The sequence below is a fragment of the Herpetosiphonaceae bacterium genome, assembly GCA_036374795.1.
In the GTDB taxonomy this organism is placed as follows: domain Bacteria; phylum Chloroflexota; class Chloroflexia; order Chloroflexales; family Kallotenuaceae; genus LB3-1.
On record DASUTC010000307.1, the window covers coordinates 1 to 22,100 of the forward strand.

At 63.4% G+C, this 22,100-nt stretch carries 18 protein-coding genes; 9 read left to right on the forward strand and 9 right to left on the reverse strand.

The features are described from left to right. The 5 genes from VFZ66_23965 to VFZ66_23985 all read left to right on the forward strand — a co-directional run. Positions 1-365: Uma2 family endonuclease (locus VFZ66_23965; protein HEX6292265.1), on the forward strand; the 365-nt coding region annotated here is incomplete at its 5' end. Between the two features lie 76 nt (positions 366-441). After that, entirely contained in the window at positions 442-1,506 is a 1,065-nt protein-coding gene (gene holB / locus VFZ66_23970) for a DNA polymerase III subunit delta' (protein HEX6292266.1), read from the forward strand. Positions 1,507-1,546: 40 nt separating this feature from the next. Beyond that, positions 1,547-2,131, forward strand: coding sequence for an rRNA adenine N-6-methyltransferase family protein (locus tag VFZ66_23975; GenBank protein ID HEX6292267.1), 585 nt, complete (start codon positions 1,547-1,549; stop codon positions 2,129-2,131). Between the two features lie 171 nt (positions 2,132-2,302). Then, positions 2,303-3,670: a stage 0 sporulation family protein gene (locus VFZ66_23980; GenBank protein ID HEX6292268.1), complete on the forward strand. Its 1,368-nt coding sequence runs from the start codon at positions 2,303-2,305 to the stop codon at positions 3,668-3,670. A 64-nt stretch (positions 3,671-3,734) separates the two neighbouring features. Further along, entirely contained in the window at positions 3,735-4,670 is a 936-nt protein-coding gene (locus VFZ66_23985) for an MBL fold metallo-hydrolase (protein ID HEX6292269.1), read from the forward strand. An 82-nt stretch (positions 4,671-4,752) separates the two neighbouring features. Here VFZ66_23985 and VFZ66_23990 read toward each other — a convergent pair whose 3' ends face one another. The 7 genes from VFZ66_23990 to VFZ66_24020 form a co-directional block, all read right to left on the reverse strand. Beyond that, entirely contained in the window at positions 4,753-5,535 is a 783-nt protein-coding gene (locus VFZ66_23990) for a SagB/ThcOx family dehydrogenase (GenBank protein HEX6292270.1), read from the reverse strand. A gap of 14 nt (positions 5,536-5,549) precedes the next feature. Further along, on the reverse strand, positions 5,550-8,024 hold the full coding sequence (locus VFZ66_23995) for a TOMM precursor leader peptide-binding protein (protein HEX6292271.1): 2,475 nt from the start codon (positions 8,022-8,024) through the stop codon (positions 5,550-5,552). A gap of 121 nt (positions 8,025-8,145) precedes the next feature. Next, the gene (locus VFZ66_24000) at positions 8,146-8,505 is read right to left on the reverse strand and encodes a hypothetical protein (GenBank protein ID HEX6292272.1); all 360 of its coding nucleotides are present in this window, start codon (positions 8,503-8,505) and stop codon (positions 8,146-8,148) included. A gap of 277 nt (positions 8,506-8,782) precedes the next feature. Continuing rightward, entirely contained in the window at positions 8,783-10,000 is a 1,218-nt protein-coding gene (locus tag VFZ66_24005) for a PQQ-dependent sugar dehydrogenase (GenBank protein ID HEX6292273.1), read from the reverse strand. A 496-nt stretch (positions 10,001-10,496) separates the two neighbouring features. After that, on the reverse strand, positions 10,497-10,754 hold the full coding sequence (locus VFZ66_24010) for a hypothetical protein (GenBank protein HEX6292274.1): 258 nt from the start codon (positions 10,752-10,754) through the stop codon (positions 10,497-10,499). A gap of 253 nt (positions 10,755-11,007) precedes the next feature. Next, positions 11,008-11,631 carry an NAD(P)H:quinone oxidoreductase gene (gene wrbA, locus VFZ66_24015; protein HEX6292275.1) on the reverse strand — a complete coding sequence of 208 codons (624 nt, stop codon included), beginning with the start codon at positions 11,629-11,631 and terminating at the stop codon, positions 11,008-11,010. Positions 11,632-11,747: 116 nt separating this feature from the next. After that, the gene (locus VFZ66_24020; protein ID HEX6292276.1) at positions 11,748-12,155 is read right to left on the reverse strand and encodes a DoxX family protein; all 408 of its coding nucleotides are present in this window, start codon (positions 12,153-12,155) and stop codon (positions 11,748-11,750) included. A 399-nt stretch (positions 12,156-12,554) separates the two neighbouring features. Here VFZ66_24020 and VFZ66_24025 point away from each other — a divergent pair, with 399 nt between their 5' ends. Then, the gene (locus tag VFZ66_24025; protein ID HEX6292277.1) at positions 12,555-14,768 is read left to right on the forward strand and encodes a S8 family peptidase; all 2,214 of its coding nucleotides are present in this window, start codon (positions 12,555-12,557) and stop codon (positions 14,766-14,768) included. Between the two features lie 64 nt (positions 14,769-14,832). Here VFZ66_24025 and VFZ66_24030 read toward each other — a convergent pair whose 3' ends face one another. After that, positions 14,833-16,143, reverse strand: a complete 1,311-nt coding sequence (locus VFZ66_24030) for a hypothetical protein (protein ID HEX6292278.1) — start codon at positions 16,141-16,143, stop codon at positions 14,833-14,835. 201 nt (positions 16,144-16,344) lie between these two features. On the opposite strand from VFZ66_24030, the gene VFZ66_24035 reads away from it, so the two are divergent. The 3 genes from VFZ66_24035 to VFZ66_24045 all read left to right on the forward strand — a co-directional run bounded on the left by VFZ66_24035 (position 16,345) and on the right by VFZ66_24045 (position 21,060). After that, positions 16,345-18,108, forward strand: coding sequence for an aldehyde ferredoxin oxidoreductase C-terminal domain-containing protein (locus VFZ66_24035; GenBank protein HEX6292279.1), 1,764 nt, complete (start codon positions 16,345-16,347; stop codon positions 18,106-18,108). A gap of 448 nt (positions 18,109-18,556) precedes the next feature. Next, positions 18,557-20,134 (forward strand): GAF domain-containing sensor histidine kinase, encoded by a 1,578-nt coding sequence (locus VFZ66_24040; GenBank protein ID HEX6292280.1) that lies wholly within the window; start codon positions 18,557-18,559, stop codon positions 20,132-20,134. 230 nt (positions 20,135-20,364) lie between these two features. Continuing rightward, the gene (locus VFZ66_24045; protein ID HEX6292281.1) at positions 20,365-21,060 is read left to right on the forward strand and encodes a deoxynucleoside kinase; all 696 of its coding nucleotides are present in this window, start codon (positions 20,365-20,367) and stop codon (positions 21,058-21,060) included. A gap of 76 nt (positions 21,061-21,136) precedes the next feature. Here the strand turns inward: VFZ66_24045 and VFZ66_24050 are convergent, their stop codons facing one another. After that, positions 21,137-21,925, reverse strand: a complete 789-nt coding sequence (locus tag VFZ66_24050) for a trypsin-like serine protease (GenBank protein ID HEX6292282.1) — start codon at positions 21,923-21,925, stop codon at positions 21,137-21,139. Between the last annotated feature and the right edge of the window lie 175 nt (positions 21,926-22,100).

Sequence of the window (22,100 nt, forward strand, 5' to 3'; positions counted from 1 at the left end):
CGGATAATGCCGGGTTTTTGGTCAAGCTCGCCCATCGACAATCGTTCAGCCCGGATGCCGCGTTTTATGTCGGCGCGCCTTCCGGCATGAAGTTTTTGGAAGGCGCGCCCGTCTTTGCCGTCGAGGTGCGCAGCGAAGGCGACTACGGTCCTGCGGCGGAGCGGGCGATAGCCGACAAGCGCGCTGATTACTTCGCCGCTGGCACGCTGGTGGTCTGGGATGTCGATCTCTTAAGCGATGAGGTCGTTCGCGTCCATCGGGCGAGCGAGCCAGAGCGAGCCACGTTGTATCGGCGCGGGCAGGAAGCGGAGGCCGAGCCTGCGGTGCCTGGATGGATCTTCGCGGTCGATGCCTTGTTTCCGTAAGCCCCTGAAAGCTCCGTTGCAAGACAACCAAGCACGCCCGCCGCAGCGGGCCAAACTTCTCGTATAATACACCGCGATGGCTACGCAAGATACCAACTGGGGCATCGTCGGGCACGAGTGGGCGGTCGAGTACCTGCGCCGCTCGCTGCTCAATGGGCGGGGCGCGCACGCCTACCTCTTCGCCGGGCCTGACAGCATCGGCAAGGCGCTGCTGGCGCAGCGGCTGGCGCAGGCGCTGGTCTGCGAAACCGGCGGCCCCGATGCCTGCCTGACCTGCCGGGGCTGTCGGCGCGCGGCAAAGGGCAATCATCCCGATGTGCGCGGCATCTCGCTGGCGATGCAGGCCGCGAGCGACAAAGCGGATGCGGCCAGGTCGAAGGTGCTGCGGATCGAGACGATCCGCGAGTGGCAGCGCGACATCGATCTCCGTCCGTTCGAGGCCAGCCGGCGCGTCTTCGTGCTGGACGACGCGCAGGCGCTCAACGAGGCGGCATCGAACGCGATGCTCAAGACATTGGAGGAGCCGCCGCCGTACGCGGTGCTGATCCTGATCGCGCAGGGCGCTGGCGATCTGCTGCCGACGATCGTCTCGCGCTGCCGCGTGCTGCGGCTGCGTCCGCTGTCGCGGGAGGCGGTGGCGCGCGCGCTGCAAGAGCGCTACAACGTGGCCGCCGAAGATGCCGCGCTGGTCGCGGCGTGGAGCGCGGGCCGGATTGGCTGGGCCTTTCGCGCCGTCGAACATCCCGACATCCTCGAACAGCAGCAGCAGCGGCTTGACCTGCTGATCCAGCTCGGCGCAGGCTCGCGGGTGGCGCGCATGCGCTGGGCCGAGGAGCGGGCCAAGGAGTATCGCGGCGGCGAGCACACGACAGCGATCGAGTGGCTGCGGCTGTGGCAAAGCTGGTGGCGCGACGTGCTGCTGCTGCGCAGCGGCAATCCCGGCGCGATCACACATCTCGATCGGCGGGCTGAGCTTGAGGCGGTCGGGCATGGGCTGTCGCTGGCGCAGGTGCAGCACTTCCTGACGCTGCTGGACGCAGCCCGCCAACAGCTGGCCGAGAACGTTAATCCGCAGCTTGCGTTCGAGAACGTCACGCTGCATATTCCTGATCCGAAAGAGTCGATCCGCGCGGCGCGCTGACGCCGTGTTCCGAATGGCATTAGCAGGAGGGTACATCCTCGTGGCGTTGAAGAAAGAGCCAACCTGGCTTGACCGCACGCTGGTCTTTGGCCGCAACTTTTTCAAGCATCCCAAGATGCTCGGCTCGGCGATCCCAAGCTCGCGCTTTTTGATCAATCGTCTGCTGCGGCGTGTCGACTGGAGCATCGCCCAGGTGATTGTGGAGTACGGCCCCGGCGTCGGCGTGTTCACCACCGAGATCCTGCGTCGCATGCGCGCCGACGCGACGCTGGTGGTCTTCGAGACGAACGGCGAGTTTGTCGAGTTCTTGCGGCGCACGATCGACGATCCGCGCCTGCACGTGATCCACGGCTCGGCGGCTGAGATCACGACGGTGCTGGATCAGCTCGGCCTGACCCACGCCGACTACATTATTTCGGGGATTCCCTACAGCACCATGCCCGCCGAGGTGCGATCGGCGATTCTCGAGGCGTCTCATGCCGTGCTTAGCCCACGCGGCGCGTTTCTGGTCTATCAGTTTTCCAGCGCGGCGGGGCCATACTTGCAGCAGGTCTTCAAGCAGGTCGATCGTGACTTCGAGCCGCTGAATATTCTTCCGGCGAGGCTCTTCTACTGCCGGGGCTAAATCCCGCGCCAGCAGACGATCAGTGCGCCAGGGCGGGCCGGTCCATCAAGGGCCGGTCCGCCTGGTGTTTGCCGCTGTTTGGGGCGTTTGCTATACTACGTCTCCTAAACCACCTGTTCTGCTTCGGGCGCGATAGCCACCTGAAGAGTACATACATCTCCTGGAGCTTATATGCCGATTGTTGTTGGAATCCGCTTCAAGGATTCAGGCAAAACATATCACTTCGATCCGCAGCGCATCCCCCTGGACCTGGGCGATTGGGCGATCGTCGAGACTGTGCGCGGGCCTGAGCTTGGTCGCGTCGCGAAGCTGCCGACGGAGATCACGCAGGAGCAAGTGATTGGCGAGCTAAAGCCGGTGCTGCGGCGGGCGACGGAAGACGACCTGCATAGTCTGGCGCATCTTCAGCAGTACGAGCCGGAGGCGCTTCAGATCTGCGCCGAGAAGGTCGCGGAGCATCAGTTGCCGATGATGCTGATCAAAGCCGAGTACAACTTCGACGGCTCGCGGCTGACCTTCTTTTTTACCGCCGATAAGCGCGTGGACTTTCGCGCGCTGGTGCGCGACCTTGCGCGGACGTTTCGCACCCGCATCGAGCTGCGTCAGGTCGGGCCGCGCGACGAGGCCAAGCTGCTTGGCGGGATCGGGCCGTGCGGGCGGCTGCTCTGCTGCTCGACGTTCCTGCCCGACTTCGCGCGCGTCTCGATCAAGATGGCGAAAGATCAGGATCTGCCGCTCAATCCCAGCAAGATCAGCGGCGTCTGCGGGCGGCTGCTCTGCTGTCTCTCCTACGAGCACGAGCAGTATCTGGAGATCAAGGCCGAGCTCCCGCAGCGCGGCGATTGGGTCCAGACGCGCGAAGGTCCCGGCGAGGTGATCGCGGTCAACGTGGTCAAGGAAAATGTGACGGTGCAGCTTACCGACGGCAACACGATCGATTGTACGGCGGCGCAGATCATGGACGTGCGCAAGCGCGTCGCCGCCGAGGCCCAGGCGCGCAACGCCGAAGGGATCACGCCCGTCGCGGCGACGCGCCAGGGACCGCATCCGATCATCGCCGGGGAAGAAGGCCTGTTCGACGACGATCCCGATGCCTGGAGGGTGCTGGAAGACCTGGAAGATCCTGAGGCATTCCAGCCCAGGCCCGCGCCCCAAAAGCGCAATCCAGCCTCGCAGCCGGCGCCGTCCAGACACGACAATCCGCCTCGGAGCGCGCCGCTGCGCCCCGATGCCGCGCTGGGCGACTCATTGCAGGAGCGGCGCGCGCAGCCACAGCGCCAGCAGCCAGCAAATCGCCAGGCTGAGCGGCCCGGACACAATGGGTCGGCCCGGTGGACGCCGCAGGAGCATGCCGAGCCACATAAAGAGCTGAGCATCGGCAAGCGGCACAAGAAACAAGCGCCTCAGCAGCGGCGCTCAAGCCCGGCCCAGCCGCCTGCCGCGCAGGCCGCGCCGGAGAATCAGGGCGGGGAGCAGCCGCAGCAGCCATCACCGGGACGCCGCCGCAAACGCCATCGCGGGCGGGGCAGCAAGAGCTAGATCGTGAGCGCCGCGCCGGATGTTGCTACACGTCCGGCGTGGCTTCTTTTTTTGAGGAGCGACGATGCGACTTGAGACAGTTCAGTTCAACGATCATATCGCCTACATCGACAACGGCCTGCTCGACGCGGCTGGCGTCGGCTCGACCTATCTCGTGCGCGGCGATGAGCTGGCGATCGTCGAGACGGGCACGTCGCGCTGCGCGCCCAATGTGCTGGATGGCCTGCGTCGTCTCGGCGTCGATCCCGGTGACGTGCGGCATATGGTGCTGACGCATGTCCACATCGATCACGCGGGCGGTACCGGTACGCTGCTGCACGCGATGCCGGAGGCCCGCGTGTATATCCACAGCAAGACCGCGCAGTATCTCTCCGATCCATCCAAGCTGCTCGCCAGCGCCGAGCGCGCGCTGGGCGAGCTGTTTCCGCTGCACGGGCTGCTGGAGCCGGTTCCGGCGGAGCGCATCGTCCACGCCGACCATCTGCGGCTCGATCTTGGGCGCGGCGTTGTCTTGCGGGCGATCTCCACGCCCGGCCACTCGCCGGATCATCTGGCCTACTTCGACGAGAGCAGCCGCTGCCTCTTCACCGGCGACTCGCTGGGCATTGTTGTGCGGGCCAGCGATTACGCCGGGCCGGTGACGCCGCCGCCCGCCTTCAAGCTCGCCGATCAGCGCGCGACCTTCGAGCGGCTGCTCGCTCTGGAGATCGACACGCTGCTCTTCTCGCACTACGGGCCGAGCGCGCAGCCGCCCCGCGATACGATCGAGATGCTGCGCGAGCGCTTCGAGCGGCTGGTAGCGCTGGTCCACACCGCGTGGGAGGCAGGCCATGTCGATCACGAGGCGATTATCCGCACGATGATCGGCAGGCCGCCGAGCGATAGCCATACGCAGTGGCTGATGGAAGGCTGGGTCGAGATGAGTATCAACGGCCTGACGCTCTTCTTCGAGCGGCAGGCGGCAAAGGCGCGTGAGGCGGATAAAGGGCACGCGGGGTAGCCATTGTCGTCAATGTCCTAAACTCGAATCCATGTACCGCAGCGGGACACGCCGGGCCAACAATCGTCGGCGTGCCCGTGTTTTAACCCGTGGGCTGACGCAGATCGTTGCGCTCGTCGCCGCCGGGCACACCGACCGCGACAGCGTACAGCGGCACCTCCTGCTCCAGGTCCAGGCCAAGCACGCCCGCGATGTTGGCGTCGAAGAAGCCGCCGAGGTTGAGGCTGCCCAGCCCCAGGCCGCAGGCGACAAGGTTGAGATTCTGCGCGACGTGTCCGGCCTCTAACAGCAGGTAGCGGTAGCCACGATCGGCGTATTTCCAGAGCGAGCGCTCAAGCACGCTGGTCAGCACCACAACCGCGCCAGCCTGGCCGACGTAGGGCTGGCCCATGAACAGATCGCCGATCGACGCTGGCGGCAGCGCCAGCGGGCTGAGCTGCTCAAGCGCGTGTGGCAGCGCCGCGTAGTGGTAGATCCCCGGCGCGATCTGCTCGACATGCTGCGCCAGCACGTACAGCTCAAGCGCATAGAGGCCGCCGCCCGACGGCACCGGACGCTCCAAACATTCCTGTTCGTCCAGCACCAGATGATTTTGAACGCCATAAGCCAGCTTCAGCAGCGTCGCAAGATCGGCGAGCTTGAGCGGCAGATCGCCGAAGCGGCGGCACGAGCAGCGACCCGCGATCACATCGCCGAGCGCCATCATGGGCGGCTGCGGCTCCGGCAGCGCGACGAGCGTCGCGCCAAGATATTCTTTGAAGGGCGCTTCGGGCACCGCCTGTTCGGGTAGCGCCTGCATACCGAACGGCCAGCGACTCGTGTTCCGGTGAAAGGTCCAGGCAATCGGATACTTTGCTCGAAACATGCGCGGCCTCCGCTTCACGCTAAAGGATGTGGATCGTCGTTGAGCTGGTCGATCGTGACTCTGGCGCTGGTCAGGCCCAGCCGATACGGCAGATCGTAGAGCCGCTCCCCGCCGAGGCGCGGCTCTTTCCAGCCGAAGTGGATCGGCTGAAAGCCGGGCAGGATCGCTCGCACGGCGTGCAGGCCCAGCCGCTGCATATCGGGCGGCGTCAGGTTGACATAGATCAGATCCCAGTCCTGAGCGCGGCAGTGATCGACCAGCCGCTCCAGCTTGTCGATCGGCGGTGCGGCGGGCGACGACGCCCAATCGAACGGCTCGACAGGCCGATCCAGCATAAAGTGCAGCGCGCCGATCGCCTGAGGACTGGCATACAGTAGATCGTGGTCGTCCAGCGTCGTCACCCGGCGCGGATCTGCCACCAGCTCCGCCATCCGCTGGCGGGCCGCAGGCTGGCGCATGCGCTTGCGCAGGCTTGGCCGCACCTGCCCGATCTCCAGCATCGCTTTGCGCGCCGCGCGGCTCGCGCTCAGGTCGGCGCCCAGCCCGACGACCACCGCCGGTCCGTCGGCGTCGCTGTGCTGCAACGCCACCGACGCGAACACATGGCAGGGATGATCGGTCGGCAGACGATAGATCCGCAGCTCGACGCCGCGCCGCCGGTAGGCCTCGCAGAGCGCGCGCAGATCCTCATCGGGATGCGTCCGTGGATCGATGCGCTGGCAGGGCAGACGATTGAGCCAGGCGATCATAAACGCATCGCGCTCCAGCACCTCGCAGGCCGCCGCCAGGATCGCGTCGGCGAGCGTCGCGCCAGCCGCCAGCCCGTTCGAGGTGATCGGGCAGAGCATCTCGTTCGGCATGCGCATCTCGTAGTTGAGATAGACCGCCAGTGCGGGCACCCAGATCTGCTTGTTCGTTACGAGCGAGTACCCGCGAGTCCAGCCCAGGATATTCTGGCCGGTGTACGGGCGGTAGGGCAGGTGCGCGTACTGATCGGCGTGGTACAACACAAGATCACGCGGATCGAGCGATGGCCCATCCCGGTCGCGACGACGACCATAGACGATCTCGCTGTAATCCCAGCACGCGCCCGAATAGCGCTCGACCGCCTCGCCCAGCATGCCGATCCGCGCCGCGTCGCGCGTCATGCCCTTGCCGGAGCAGAAGCGCTGCTCTTTGGGCTCGTGCGCCAGAAAGCGATGATTCGCCAGCTCCGCGCCGATCACATAGGGCCGCGCAGGCTCGCTGGCATCCTGTGTGATCGGCACGACATTGCGGATAATGCCCGTGCGGCGGCTGATCAGTCGATCGGCGACGGCCAGCAGATCGACCGCCTCCGCCGCATCGCGGCGCTGCTGCTCAATCAGCGGATGCGCTCTGACCCAGTTTTTTTTTTCGCCACAGACCGGACAGTCCGGCTTTTGCAGCACGGGATGGATTGTCGTCTGGAACGAGAGCGCGTTGAATTCCAGTACGCTATTCGCCAGCGTGGGCTGGCTCAGGCCGAGCGTCTGCTTCAAGATTTCCATCGCCAGCAGGCTGCCGACGTAGGAGGGTAGCGTCGGCAGCACGCCTCGCTCGTGGAGCGTCGGCTGCTTGTGTCGATCCAAAAACTCCTCATAGGTCATCGCGGCGGTGAAGTCTTCCTCACAGGCGATGCTGCGCATGCGATAGCACATGTAGCACGCGGTCTGTCCCGGCAGCACCAGCGGCCCGATCAGCGCGGTGTGTCCGCGCAGCTCGGCGTAGAGCGCGGACACGCCCTGCGCCAGGCTGGCGCGATTGATCCAGTGGTTGGTCGACGCAAAGCCTTTGTCGAAGCAGCCGACAAGCAGATGATTGACCGATGCGAGCGCCGCGATTCGCTCGCGTGTCAGCTCACGCTCGCCGCCGATGACGATCTCGGTGGTCACGCCCTGGGTGTGGAGCGCCGCCTGAAGTGCCTGCTGCCGGGGCAGGCCAAGCGCGTCCGGCCCAATCAGCGGCATCAGCGCCAGGTTGCCTGGCTGGCATGGGTAAGGATCGATCAGCGTGAGCCTGCCGATGCCGCACTGCGACAGGATCGCGGCAAGCTGCGCGCCGTGCGCCTCAAGTCCGATGATCGCGATGTGGAGCTGTTGCAGCAGGTGCATGGCCGTAGGAGCCGCGATACCCATGGTGCCCAGCAGCGCGAGCAACGGAGCCAGCGCTTGGGAGTCGGCGCTCGCATGGCGCGGCTGCTCCGCGCGGCGCAAAATTTGGGCCTGGGTCAGGTCGTCGAGGCGCTGGCGGAGTTCGTTGACCGGCAGATCGGGCAGTTGCGCTGCTAGCTGCTCGAAGCTGCGCTGTCCATCCAGCAGCGGCAGCACGCGCTCAAGGAGCACGCGCGCAAACCCGCCTTCGATGCGGATCGCAAGCGTGTCGGAGCGAAACAGCAGGTTGCCGTCGTCGAGCGGCACCGCATCGATGCCGGGAACAAGCTCGTAGTAGGCTGCGTGGTATGTATTCATAGCGTTAGCGGGTGTGCAAAGGCTGCGAATGAGCCAGGGATGCTACTTGGTAGCGCCGCCGACGGGCGAAAAGCTGTGGGATCAGGGGGCGACCCACAGCGTGAGATGTTGGAAAGCAGCGCTAGCTGCCAAGACCGCCAAAGCGATCACCGCCGCCGCCTGTACCGCCGCCGGAGCCGCGACAGGCGTTGCAGGGAATACACGGAGCCGCGCAGGGTATGCAGGGAGCGATGATGCATGGGATGCAGGGAGCGGGGATACAGGGGATGCAGGCCCCTGGCACCTGTTCGCTGCTCATTGGCGGTCGGCAGGGGATGGCATACCAGTAGCCGCAGTAGCCGGTAGTGTACGGCATGGCTGCCTGCTCGCCCGCCTGCCCCGACCCGCTCATCGCCTCTTGAGCGGCGCGCAGCTCTTTTAATTGGTTTTCTAACTCAATGATCCGCATTTCGAGATCACCCGACGTGTTTTGATCGTCCATTTGCTGCCTCCTTCGATTATCGCGTGTGAGTAGAAATATTGCTAATATACAATAGTACTTTGGTCATGTCTATACTAAAACCGGTTAAAATCGCGAATCATTACATCTTTATGATCGATCAAATGTTTATCAACACGATAAAAGAATCAAAAAACTACACAATATTGGTTATAATGTTTATCAACACGATAAAAGAATCAAAAAACTACACAATATTGATTATTGTGTAGTTATATGAACGGGTGATAACAATTGTGTCGGTAAGCGCAGAATACGCTCAGCCGCCGCCACTAATGTGGTAGATGTTTGGCGGCTCATTCATGTAGATCGAGCCGTCCTGCGCAACCTCGATGTCGGTGCCGCAGCCGATGCCTTCCGGCAGTGCCACGCGCTTAACATCCGCGACGCCTCTTCGGTCGGGCGTGAGCCGCGCGCGATAGAGCGCGCCGCCGCTGTAGGCGCAGATCAGCAGGCTATCTTTCCAGGCTGCAATCGCATCGCCAGTATAAACGATCACGCCTGTCACTGCCTCAGGATCGCTCCAGCGTAGCAGCGGCCCGACCGAGCCTTCGCGGACTCTGCCGCACTGATTACCTGGCCCCCAGCCGTAGTTCTGGCCCTTGCCGATCAGATTCAGCTCGTCATCGCAGCCGGGACCATTGTCGGTGGCCCACAGGTTGCCGGTCTGCGCGTCGAAGGTGAAATCGAACGGGTTTCGCAGGCCATAGGCCCAGGTCGGCGCGGGCGCGAACGGATTATCCTCCGGCACGGAGCCATCGGGATTGAGGCGCAGGATTTTACCGTACGGCGACTGTGGATCTTGCGAGAAGGCCGGTCGTGCGTTCTCGCCGATGCTGATATACAGCTTGCCGTCAGGTCCGAAGTGTAGATTGCCGCCGTTGTGGTTGCCCGCGCCCGTCAGCACCGGCGCTTCAAAGATCACTGTCGGCTCCGTCCCGATGCCGTCGCGCTCGGTGTAGCGCAGCGTAGTATTCACCACGGGCTCTCCGGGCTTCGAGTAGTACACGTAGACATAATGGTTTTCGGCAAACTGCGGATCGGCAGTAATACCCAGCAGGCCGCGCTCGAAGGTGCTATCGACCTCTAGCGTCGCGAATGGCTGCGCCTGCTTCTGGCCGCCGCGATCGAACAGATGGATCTGCGCCTCGGTCGGCCCGCCATAGCCGCCCTTCTCGGTGACGAGCCAGCGTCCATCCGGCAGGAACGCGATGGCGACCGGAAAGGAAACGCCCTGCTGCTCGCCCGCGATCGGCTGCACGCGCACGCCGTCGGGAAGCGGCTCCTGCTCGGCCTCTGCCGGATCGGGCACATCTGCCGGAGTGGCTGGTGTGGATTGACCGGCTGCTGTCGTCGCCTGAGCTGGCGCGGATTGACCGGCTGTTGTCGTTGTCTGCGCTGGCGGCGAGGCGGTGGTGTTGGCAGCGCTGCCGCAGGCTGTCAGCATGAGCAGCACAAGAGCCAGGCATCGGATCATAGGGCCTCCTGTTTAAGCGGGGCGGGACTCCACGCCTTTATCTTTTATGCTACCACCGCTCTGTGTCGCGTCGTCGATACTTGGTCGTTGTTCCAGAAAAACGAGACGCCAGTCATTGCGCCATCAAACGTTGCGATATTGAGGAGCATATAAAAATGCCCATCCCTACGTGAGGGATGAGCACTGCCGCGTAGTTTGTTCTCTAGCTACACAGAAATGAGGCACGAGGGCCGCCGCCTTCAGGGGTAGCGATACACATCCCGCCGATTGCCAACTTTCACCACAGTGACAATCAACTCCGTGTCTTTGATGGCATACACAACGCAGTATTGACCGACACGAATCCGCCAAAATTCGGACCCGGTGAGCTTCGTACAACCAGATGGGCGGGGACTTGTTGCCAGGGACTCAATAGGTGTGAGTACGCGCCTATAATCGGCGGCTGGTAAGCGGGCACGTTCCTTTTGAGCGCTACGTACAATTGTGACGTTGTACGTTAACTGGCCTTTCGAGCCGTCCGTTGGTGTTCAATTTCCTGGATTGCTTGACTGAGGGGAATTGCCTCTTCTTCCGCTAATCGTGCCGTCGAATCACGAATATCCTCGGCGTCTTCGATGGCTTCTAGCGCTCGGTCAAGGAGATACAGAACTTGTCCATGCAAGGAACGGCGTTCGCGTGCAGCCATTGCCGCGATCGGCTCGTATAGATCTGGCGGAAGCCGAAGCGTAAATGACTTGGTTGTTTGGTGGTCCATTGCTATCTCCTTGGCTACCAAATCAATATAAACCTTTATGATGTTGTTGTTAAATATTTAGGTTCTTTATAAATCACTTTAGTTAAAAATGGTTCATGGAAAAAGATTAAATCTGCCTCTGGTCCTCTTTTGCCGCACGGTCGAAGTCCGCGCACAACAACGCGCCGCGCGGATAGACCAAACGATCCGCGCGGCGCTGATTGGTGGCCTGAGGCGTATGCCGCAGGTCCGTACAAGGTCAAGCCGCCCGCTGTTAGGCTTTCGACTCCTGGCTGTTAACTCCGAGGAAGCGCGCGGTGATCTCCGCTACGCGCCTGCCCTGGAAGCGTGCCGCCGCCAGCGCAGTGTCGTCGGGGGAAAGCTCGCCGTTGTTGCTGGTAAATGAGACGCCGTAGGGATTGCCCGACTGGAACTGGATCGGATCGACATAGCCCGGCCCGACGATGATCGCGCCCCAGTGGTAGAAGGTGTTGTTGATCGCGGTGATCGTGGTTTCGTGGCCGCCATGCGCCGTGGCGATGCTGGTGAACGACGAGCCGATCTTGTCGGCGAGCTTGCCCTGCGCCCAGAGCGGCCCCGTGGTGTCGATGAACTGCTTGAGCTGCGCGGCGGGCAAGCCGTAGCGCGTCGGGCTGCCGAAGATGATCGCGTCGGCCCATTCCAGATCGTCGAGCTTGGCCTCAGGTACGTCCTGCGTCTGCTTGCGATGCGCCGACCAGCCTTCGTTCGAGGCAATAGCCGCTTCCGGCGCAAGCTCTTTCACCTTGCGGAAACGCACCTCCGCGCCTGCCGCCTCAGCGCCGTCCGCAACCGCACGCGCAAGCTGGTATGTTGTGCCGGTTGCACTGTAGTAAATGACCGCGACTTTGACCGCCATGTGATCCTCCTACCTCTGGTTATTACTTTTTGTAATAAGATTATCCTGTGTAAGTTGTAGTCGTAAAGCGCGTACCTGTCAAGTCGACCACTGACAGCCGGATCGTCAGCGAACGTTTAGAAATTGATCCCGAAGGCCGAGGCCAGGCTGATGCTGCCAGGCCCAAGCAGTGCCAGCGCGACGACCAGCACCAGCAGCACGAGGTTATACTCGTAGCCGTTATTCTGGCTCCACAGGCCATGCTGACCGTGAACCTTCACAATCGCAACCAGCATCGCGCCGCCAATCAGCGCCGCCGCCACGGGCAAGAGCAGCCCGATCACCAGGAGCACCCCGCCAACAATCTCCGATAGCCCGGCCAGCGCCGCCATCTGCTTACCAGGCCGTAGCCCGATCGATTCCAGCCACGCGCCGGTTCCCGCAATGCCGTAGCCGCCAAACCAGCCGAGGAGCTTTTGTGCTCCGTGCCCGATGAAAAGCAGACCGATCAGTAATCGGAGTGCCAGAAGCGCCAGATCTTCCATCGCCGTACCCCCAATGGTTACTTATAATTATGAACTTACTCAACGTAAGCAAATATAATGTGACAAGTATCAACTGTCAATAGTTGATTTGGCTCATAGACTATCGGGATGGGGATAAAGGACAACGTGCCATAGGAGCGCAGCAGGACTGATGTTTTGGTGAATACAGGCTGATCAATCGCTGATAAAGGACTCTCAAAACCGTGAAAAAGTATGAAAATCCGCATTAAATAGGCACTAAGTCTCCCCAAAACATTGCGAACGTTCGTTGCATTTCAGTATGGCGCTGTTATAATACGCTGGTGTCACGCCCATATCATGCTCTACCGGCACAACCCCGGTGCCCGGAGCTGTCGAGAGGATGCGGCATTGACGTATCTCGGAAAGAAAAGGACTCACATGCACACCCGCCGCTGGTTTGCGCCACTGATGGTGCTGACGCTTCTGGCGTCTGTCCTCATCACCCCGGCCTCATTCGCTCAGGAAGTCAAACCGAAGTTCTTCCAAGACTCATCCAAGGGCGCTACGGTTCGTCGCTCGACCAAGGGCAGCGACTATGTTGCAGGACAGTTGATCGTGCGTATGCGCGATGGCTCAGCCTTTATGAAGCGTGGCGCTGCCACAACGCAGGCGCTTCAGGCGCGCTTCGCAAGCGTCAAGCTGAAATCCTCGAAACAGATTGCGACGGGCATGTTCCGCCTCGATCTCGCGGAGAACGCCGATATTCCGGCGCTGGCCCGCAAGCTTGCCGCCGACCCTGAGGTCGCCTATGCGCAGCCGAACTATCGCTACCAACTGCTGCGCACGGTCAACGACCCGCTCTCGACCTTTCAGTACGGCTTGAACAAAATCAATGCCTATGGCGCGTGGGACATGACGACCGGCAGCAGCACGGTGAAGATCGCGATCATCGATAGCGGTGTGCGGCTGAATCACCCCGACTTCACGGGCCGCGTGCTGCCGGGCTACGACTTCGCCAACAACGACGCCGATGCGTCCGACGATGTTGGACACGGCACACATGTCGCCGGTATCGCCGCAGCGGCTGGCGACAACGGCGAAGGCGTCGCGGGTATGTGCTGGCAGTGCAGCATTCTCCCGGTCAAAGTCGGCGGCCAGGACGGTATTCCACACGATGCGCTGGTTAGCGGCATTCGCTGGGCTGCCGATCAGGGCGCGCGGGTGATCAACCTCAGCCTGGGCGGCGAAGAAGACTCGCCCGCGATCCACGAGGCGATCAAGTACGCTGTCAGCAAGAATGTGGTGGTGGTCGTGGCCGCAGGCAACTCGGCGGACGAGGGCAATCCGGTTGAATATCCGGCAGCCTACGACGAAGTGATCGCCGTGGGCGCGACCGACCACAACGATCAGCACGTGTTCTTCTCGCAGGTCCAGCCATACGTCGATGTGAGCGCGCCCGGCTGGAATATCGCCAGCACGTGGAGCGACAGCGCGAACTTCCCCTTCTCGTATGTCGCGGAGTCGGGCACCTCGATGGCCGCGCCCTACGTGGCGGGCCTTGCCGGGCTGATCCTGTCGATCAATCCCAACCTGGATGTGAACGCCGTACGCTCGATCCTGACGGGCACCGTCGATGATCTGGGCAATCCCGGCGCGGACTGGCAGTATGGCGCGGGGCGGATCAACGCGGCGCGGGCCGTCTCGTCGGTGCGCATGCCGCAGTTCGATCCGGTGCCCAACCCGAACCAGAACGGCGTGCTTTTCTTCCCCGAAACCCAGCATACGCTGCGCGGCACCTTCAAAGATTACTGGGCACAGAACGGCGGCCTGGCGGTCTTTGGCTTCCCGATCTCCGAAGAGTTTCAGGAAACCAGCGCCGAGGGCACCTTCACCGTTCAGTACTTCGAGCGCAATCGCTTCGAGGCGCATCCTGAGAAGGCACCGCCGTATCACGTGCTGCTCGGACGGCTCAGCGACGTGCAGCTCAAGCGCCAGGGCCGCGACTGGTTCACGTTCCCCAAGGGCCAGCCGACAAACGGCTGTCAGTTCTTTGCCGAAACCGGCCACAGCGTCTGCGAGCCGTTCCTGAGCTACTGGAAGAAGAACGGCCTGCGCGATCCCAAGCTGTCGCCCGATGGCCGCTCGCTGGCGCTGTTCGGCATGCCGCTGTCGGAGCCGGCGCCGGAGGTGAACACCTCAGGTGAGAACGTCGTGACGCAGTGGTTCGAGCGGGCACGCTTCGAGTTCCACCCCGACAAGCCGCAGGAGTATCAGGTGCTGCTCGGATTGCTTGGCAATGAGACAGCCCGGCCCGGCGGCAGCACCACGCAGCCCAGCGGCCAGATGCCGCCCGATCGCTGTGGTCCCATTCCGCCGCCGGTCAACGCGACGCTTGCGCCTGCCAGCTGTGTGGTGATCGGTACCTATCTTGAGATCGACGCCGGTGGCTTCCAGCCGGTTGAGGAGATTGCCTTCGTGATCGTCCGCTCCGACGGCGCGGCTGTCGAGCTTGATCCGATCAACGCCGATGAGCAGGGACGCATCAGCGGCTACTTGCAGGCGCTACTCCCGCCGGGCGTGTACGGTATCGGCTTCAAGGGCAAGAGCAGCGGCAATGAGTCAATCATCTACGTGAAGGTTGTCGACCGCTAGCTCTTCGGCTATCAACACGAAACCGCCGGTGTTTAAACCGGCGGTTTTATTTTGCCTGTTGACGTTACAGCTCGCGGCTGCCGATGTCGTCGCGGTAGGTGCTGGGCGCAAGGCTGCTGCGGCGGAGGTTGGCGTACAGCCGATCGCGGGCGGTTGCCAGATCGGGGCCGCTGGCGATGACGATCGCTACCAGCGGGTCGGCCGTGGTGCCTGAAGCGAGTGAGTTTGCCGGAGCGCCGAAGCCCAGGTTGAAGCCGCCCGGCTTCGAGCCACCCAGGCGCGCGGCATGCGGCACATACGTGTTCGGTACCAGCGGCGTGGTTGCGTGGTGAAAGACTAGAATGCCGGGATCGAATGTCTCGAAGGCCGTGAGCGAGATCTCAGAGCCGGATGTGCCCGCGCGGTACAGCGCCGCGCCGACGATCGCCTCGCTGCGCCAGGCTGGCGGCTGGGCTGCTCCAAGCGTACCGCGCGCGCTGCCGATCAGCAGCGGCAGCAGATCGCCTTCGAGTCGCGGCAGCGTCGCGGCAAGCTCCAGGCCCGACGGAACCAGATGGAGCGCCTGGATCAGCGGGCCGCGCTTGCCGATCACGCAGGTCGTGCCGATCCAGCCGCTCGCGCCCCGTCCATCCTGCTGGAGCGCCGTCAGGAGCGGCTGGCGGATCTGCTTTTCCAGATGTGCTTCCAGCCGCTCCCAGAGCGGCGTTACGGCGCTGTGAACGCCGCTAGCCCGCGCGTAGGGCTGTGCGGTCGCGGGGTAGAGCCGCGTTGCCGGAATCGGCACGGCGGCTGTGCCATCCGTGAGCAGCGAGGCTGTCACCAGCGAGCCGCTGACCAGTTCCTCGACGATCACCGCGCTGGGCATGTTAACTTCCAGACAGTCGGCAATCGCCTGCGGCACCGCCGTGCGATCGTGACACACAATCGCCGGTCCTGCGGGATCGTCGGCGGCGACGACCAGCGGATGCATCAGCGTTGCCGCGTATTTTTCGGCCTGCTGCTGGGTGGTACAGACTCGTCCACGTGGTGTCGGCAGCCCATGCTGTTGCAGCCACTCGCGCGCGGCGCAGCGGCTATAGTGCAGCGACTTGAGCGCGCGCTTCGATCCGACGATCGGCAGCGGCAGCGCTCCAACCTCGTCGGTGACACCGGCGGCGATCCCCGGAGCGTCCGCCATGACCAGATCGACCGACTCGCCAAGGACGAAGGTGGTGATCGCCGCCAGATCCTCGACCGCCAGATCGACCGATGAGGCGAAGAAGCTCGTCCCACCATTGCCCGGCGCGAGGATGATCTCTTGAACATAGGCGCTGTTGACCAGTTTCCAGCCCAACAGATGCGCGCAGCTATCGTTGCCAAAAATCAGTATCTTCATAAGGTTATCGCAGTGATGCGCCAGTAGCGGCCATTCCCATCCTCGAATATCTGGGTCTGGGCTTGGGATTATAGCATGACGGCTCAGGGTATGCGGTTGTTTGCAGCCGTCTGTGCTACGACGAAACAAGACCGTCGCGCCATTGTGGGCTACCAGGCTACCTCGTTTAATACCGCAATGATGAATGATTCTGCGACCGCTTTGCGCATCCATCTTGAAACACACGGGCAGCAACGTCGCGCGCTGCCGCCGACCTGGCAGACGCTCTTCGGGGGTGGCCGGGGTCTTACCGGGAAGCTGCTCGCGGGCCTCCCCGCCGATCTTTCGCCGCTGGCTCCCGAAAATCCATTGATCTTCGCGCCTGGCCTGTTACAGGGAACCGGCGCGCTCGGCACCGCTGGCATCTTTGTGGGCACCATCGCGCCGCTGACCGGCGTGCTGTCGCAGGGCTGGGCCGAGGGCGACTGGGGCAATGCCTTGCGACGAGCGGGGCTGTCGCTGCTGATCGTCGCCGGTGTGGCCGAAGATTGGTCGATCATCCGTATCTCGCCCGACGGTGCCGAGATTCACCCGGCGGCTAACTTCGTGGGCCTGGATACGGTTTCGACGGCGGTGGCACTGCGGGCGGAGTACGGCGAGGACGCGCGCGTGCTGGCGCTTGGACCGGCGGGCGAGGCAGGTGTCGCGTATGCCACGCCGGTCGTCGATGGGCGGTATCCGGTCGAGCCTGCCGGAGCCGGGGCAGTGATGGCCGCCAAGCGGATCAAGGCGATTGTGGTTCACGGCGGCGAGCCGCTGAGCGTCCATGATGCGGCGGGATTACGCCAGCTTGAGCAGACCTTGACGCAGCGCTGCGAAACGTCACCGCTGGCCGTCGATGTGCGGCGCTTCGGCAGCGCGGCCTACATCAACCTGCTGAACGACCACGGCGCGGTGACGGGACGCAACGGCCAGGATGGTGTCTTCGGCGGCATGCTGGCGCTGTCGCGCTCGACGCTGGCGCTGCGCGGCAAGCAGCACGCGCATGGGAACTGTCCGCTGCCGTGCTACGCCGAGTTCGTCCAGCGCGATGGCAGCCCGCTGCCCCGCCCCGATCTGGAGGCCGTGCTTGGCTTTGGCGTGCGCTGCGGGATTGCCGATCTGGAGGTGGTGCTGCTCGCGAACGAGCGCTGCCTGCGGCTGGGACTGGATGTGACGGCGACGGCAGCCGCGATTGCGTTTTTGATGGAGTGCCAGCAGCAGGGCTTGCATCGGACGCCCGCGCTGCCCTGGGCCGACGGTCAGGTGTTGCTGGACGTGATCGAGAAGATCGGGCGCAAAGAAGGCGTCGGCGGCGTGCTCAGCCTGGGCGTCGGCGAGATGCAGGCGATCTTCTGGAGCAGCGAAGTCTGGGCACCGCAGGTCTACGGCGGCGCGATGTCGCCGATCGATCCGCGTCCCCTGCCAATTCTGGCGCTGCACCTGGCGACGAGCACCTGGCCGGGCGATTATCGCATGGCGCTGCCGCTGTCGGGGCTGCTGCCAGCCGCGCCGGAGCACCTGCCCGACTTTAGCCGCGCGCCGGATGTGCCCGTGGATGTCAGCCGCCTGCTGTGGCACGAGCGCTTTGGCGCTGCGCTGGACGCGCTGGGCCTTTGCCGTCGCTGGGGGCTGCTGGCCTACGCCATCACGCCCGGCGAGATGGCCGAGCTAGCCTCGCTGGTGACGGGCGTGAAGTGGACATCGGCCAGTCTGGCGAAGCTCGGCGAGCGGATCGTGACGCTTGAGCGCATGACGCTAGCCCGCAATGGCGTCAACGATACGCTGCCGCGTCGCTGGCGCGAGACGTCTCTGAGCGAGGGACGCGCGGCGGGACAGGTGCCCGACCTCACGCAGCTTTTGGCGCAGTACTATACGGCGCATGGCTGGGACGCATCCGGCCAGCCGTCCGAGGCGCGGCTCCAGTCGCTCGATCTTGGCGGTTAATGCGGGGTTAGGCCCGGAGAACCAGGAACGGGCGCCCTGTGGGCATACCAAGAACCAAGCACCAAGAACCAAACGAAAGAACAAAGCGCAGAGAACAAAGAACAAAATAGCTCGTTGCTCCCCGCTCTGTGCCAGGGGCCAGGGGAGCGGGGGTGCCAGACCGGGTGCCATGCCCAAAGGGCACCCGGCATGGTACCCCGGCCCGGGGTGAGGGCCTGCACGCGAAACTCAAAGCTCAAAGCTCAATATTCCATGCTATCGCAGATGCCGGTGTTGCCGCGCGGCTGTCAGCCGCCGATGTGATTGGTTCGGTCCCGTTCATTTCCAGACGTTTACGCAAGGGGCTACGCTGATGGATGTCATCCTTGAAGATCCGATCTCCCCGCCGTCGAGCAGCCTGCCACGCTGGCGACAGCTCTCTTTTTTAGCAAGGTTGGATGTGCGAAACATGGAGCAACTGCTGACGGCAGCAGCCGAGATGATGTGCGGCGGTGCTGCTGCCAGCGCCTGTATGATCACCTATCATCCCCCGCACGAGTCGGCGATGAGCGCCAGCCACGGCATGTTAACCGAGTACGTGCGGCACGAGCTGCGCCAGGCCGAGAGCCGCCTATCGCCACGCCAGACCTGTCCGCTATGGCACGAGTGCGCGGATGTCCAACTGCTGACGATGCCGTTGAGCGCGCAGGGGACGCATGTCGGCGCGCTGCATTTCGTCGCTCCCGATCCGATGATCGCGCTGGATGAGCTTGATCTGGCGGCCAATCTCCTGATCGACGCGCTGACACGACAGATCACCGCCGACCGTGCCGAGCGCCGGACGAGGACGCAGTTGGATGTGCATCTCAGCCTGCACAGCGCTGTGACAGGCGCGCTGGCGGAGTCCGCCCCGCTTGAGGAGACGCTGACCAGGGTTCTCCGGCTGTGCTGCGAGCATCTGGGCTGGGATCTGGGTGTCGTCTGGGGTGCCGATCCGCAGACCGCCGCGCTGCGATCGGTAGCAACATGGCAAGCGCCCGCGCTTGAGGGTGAGCTAGACGCGGCGCTCGATCGGCAAGCACTCTCAGGTGCGCGCCTGGGCCTTGCCGGGCGGGCCTGGACCAGCGGCGGGCCGCTGTGGGTCGACGGCGAGCTGACCGAAGCCGATCTGCTGGGATCGTCGAGCGCTCTTGAGACGCCATTCCGCGCGGCGTGCGCCGTGCCGCTGCATGTGGGCGGTGAGCGCTGCGGAGTGCTCGGATTATTCAGCCGCGCCGCCAGATCCTCCGATCCGCATCTGGTCGCGCTGCTGACCACGTTCGGCAGCCAGATCGGCCAGTACATGCGCTGGAAGCACGCGGAGGCAGAGGCGCTTGAGCTGGCAGAGGCGCTGCGGATCGAGCGTGAGCGGCTGCTTCGCCGCGAGGTTGAGGTGCGGACGCAGATGGCGCGCGATCTCCACGACGGCCCCGCGCAGCAGGTTGCCGTCGCCGAACTCAACGTGCAATACGTGCGGCGGGTGGCCGAGCGAGCGCCGGAGCAGTTGTCCCGCGCGCTGGATGGCCTGGCCGAGCAGCTACGGCGCGCGACGCAAGATCTGCGCACGGTGCTGTACGAGCTGCGTCCGCTGGGCATCGCCGAAGAGGGCCTGGTGGTCGTGCTGCACAAGTACGTCGCGCGCTTCTACCGATCGGACGAGCTGCTGATTCACCTGGACGCGCCCACGAGCCTGCGGCGGCTTCCGGTCGAGGCCGAGTCCGCCGTGTTTATCATCATTCAGGAGGCGCTGAGCAACGTTCGCAAGCACGCCGCCGCCAGCGATGTCTGGATCAGGCTGCGCGAGGACGGCGCGGCGCTGGCGATTGAGATCCGCGATAATGGCCGGGGCTTCGATGTACAGCACACGCAGGGCAGCTACATGCAGCGCGGCAGCTTCGGGCTGCTGAATATGCGCGAGCGCGCACAACTGATCGGCGGAAGCTGGAGCATTCACTCGCAGCCCGGCCAGGGCACCGCCATGCAGCTCCGCGTGCCCTTCGGCGGCTAGCGCGTCCGCCGATCGCCTGCTCGTCTCGCGATATGTCTCGTCCGACAGCCTGGGGCGGTGCTACCCTGAGCGGCACCGCCCACCCTTGACCCGCTCGCTGCTCCGGTTCCAGCCGCTATCTATGACACATATGTTCAGATCTGTGCTCTTGGGCAGGAGCAGTATGCTATAATCGCGGCGATCGTTACGAGCGGCGAGCAAGCGGCTAGCTGTCACATGGGAGCAAATCTGTGGCGACGGAACCACATACGCGGCGGCATTACGTCAGTATTGCCGGAAATATCGGTGTCGGCAAGTCGACGCTGGTCGGCATCCTGGCGGATGTGTTCGGCTGGCAGCCCTACTACGAGCTGGTCGCCGACCATCCGTATCTGGATGACTACTACGCCGACCGTGAGCGCTGGGGCTTTCACTCGCAAATCTGGTTTTTGTCGCAGCGCTTCGAGCAGCAGCAGGAGATTGCCGACACGCCGATCTCGGTCGTGCAAGATCGCTCGATGTACGAGGACTACGAGGTTTTCGTCAAAGGCTTGCTGGAGCAGGGCATTCTCTCGCACCGCGATTTTCGCACCTATCGGCGGCTGTACCAGGCGCTCACCCACTCGGTCGCGCCGCCGACTCTGATGATCTATCTGCGCGCCAACGTCACAACCCTGACAAAGCGGATCAATGGCCGGGCGCGATCGTCCGAGAGCACGATCCCGCGCTCGTACCTGGAGCATCTTAACCGGCGCTACGAGGAGTGGCTGCGGCGCTTCGATCTCTGCCCCGTGGTGACGATCGAAACCGACGATCTGGATGTGGTGAATGTGGCCGAGGATCGCCAGCAGGTGATCGACACGCTGCGCTCGGTGCTGGGCATGCGCGGCGAGGCCGAGATGCAGCTTAATTTGCCCGGCATCGACCGGGCGGCGCTGATCGGCTGAGGAGCGGGATACACAGCACCACCGCTCGATCGTGAAGGCGATCGAGCGGTGTTCGATTCTACGAGCCGGTTTGTTGCTAGGGCAGCGCTACAAAGCTGCTGAGGAAATCGCGCGTCGACTGGGTATCGAGGCGGTAGATCACGTTGGTTGCCCAGCACTGGATGTCGCCGGTAATGGTGATGCCGGCGATGATGTCGGTGGTGCCGAGGAAGTTGGGACCGCCCGAATCGCCGTAGCAGGTGCCGCTATCGCCCGTGGCATTGTTCTGCGAGAGGCGCATAAAGGTCTTGTTGAGCGCGTTGAAGCGCGATGTGGACATGCGCCGATCGACATTGTCGGTGAAGACCGGACGACCATTGCCCCGCGTTGGCTCCAGCGTGCCATAGCCCACGGCGGTGAAGGTCTGGTCCTTCAGCCCGTTCTGTGCCGCCATCTGATCGAACAGTCCAGCGGTTGGCAGGCGAGCGGGCGTCAGATGGGTTATCGGCTGATCGAGGACGATCACGGCGATGTCGCCGGTATCATCCTGGCGCTGGCTGTAGGCCGGGTTGGTGTACATCACGCCGGGATACAGCGTCGCCGTCGCCGGATCGAAGTGCGAGTCGAACGTAACCCACACCTCGCTAATGCCGCGCGACTCAAGAAAGGCGGTGCAGTGCGCAGCCGTTAGAAACACCGTCGGCGAGATCAGCGTGCCGGAGCACAGCAGGTCTTTCTCGCCGGACGGACGCCACTCCGCGACGATCGCGCCGACATTGGGGTGACGATTGCCGTCTAGCTCGCCATAGGTGATCGCTCTGGCGGGCGCGATCGTGGCGAGCAGCGCGGCAACAAGCGACAGGACGACGATCATAGTTCTCCGCATCGTTTCCTCCTTGGATACCCGGCGGACACTAACGGATCCTGCTGGCTTACATGTGGCTAGAGGATGCGAGGTGCGATGATCAGGGATGTATACAGCATCCGAGTGCGTGTGACGAGTCTGGGTCTTGTGGTTGATACAGGCGATTCGTAAGAGGTCTGTGGTGGGATTATACCAC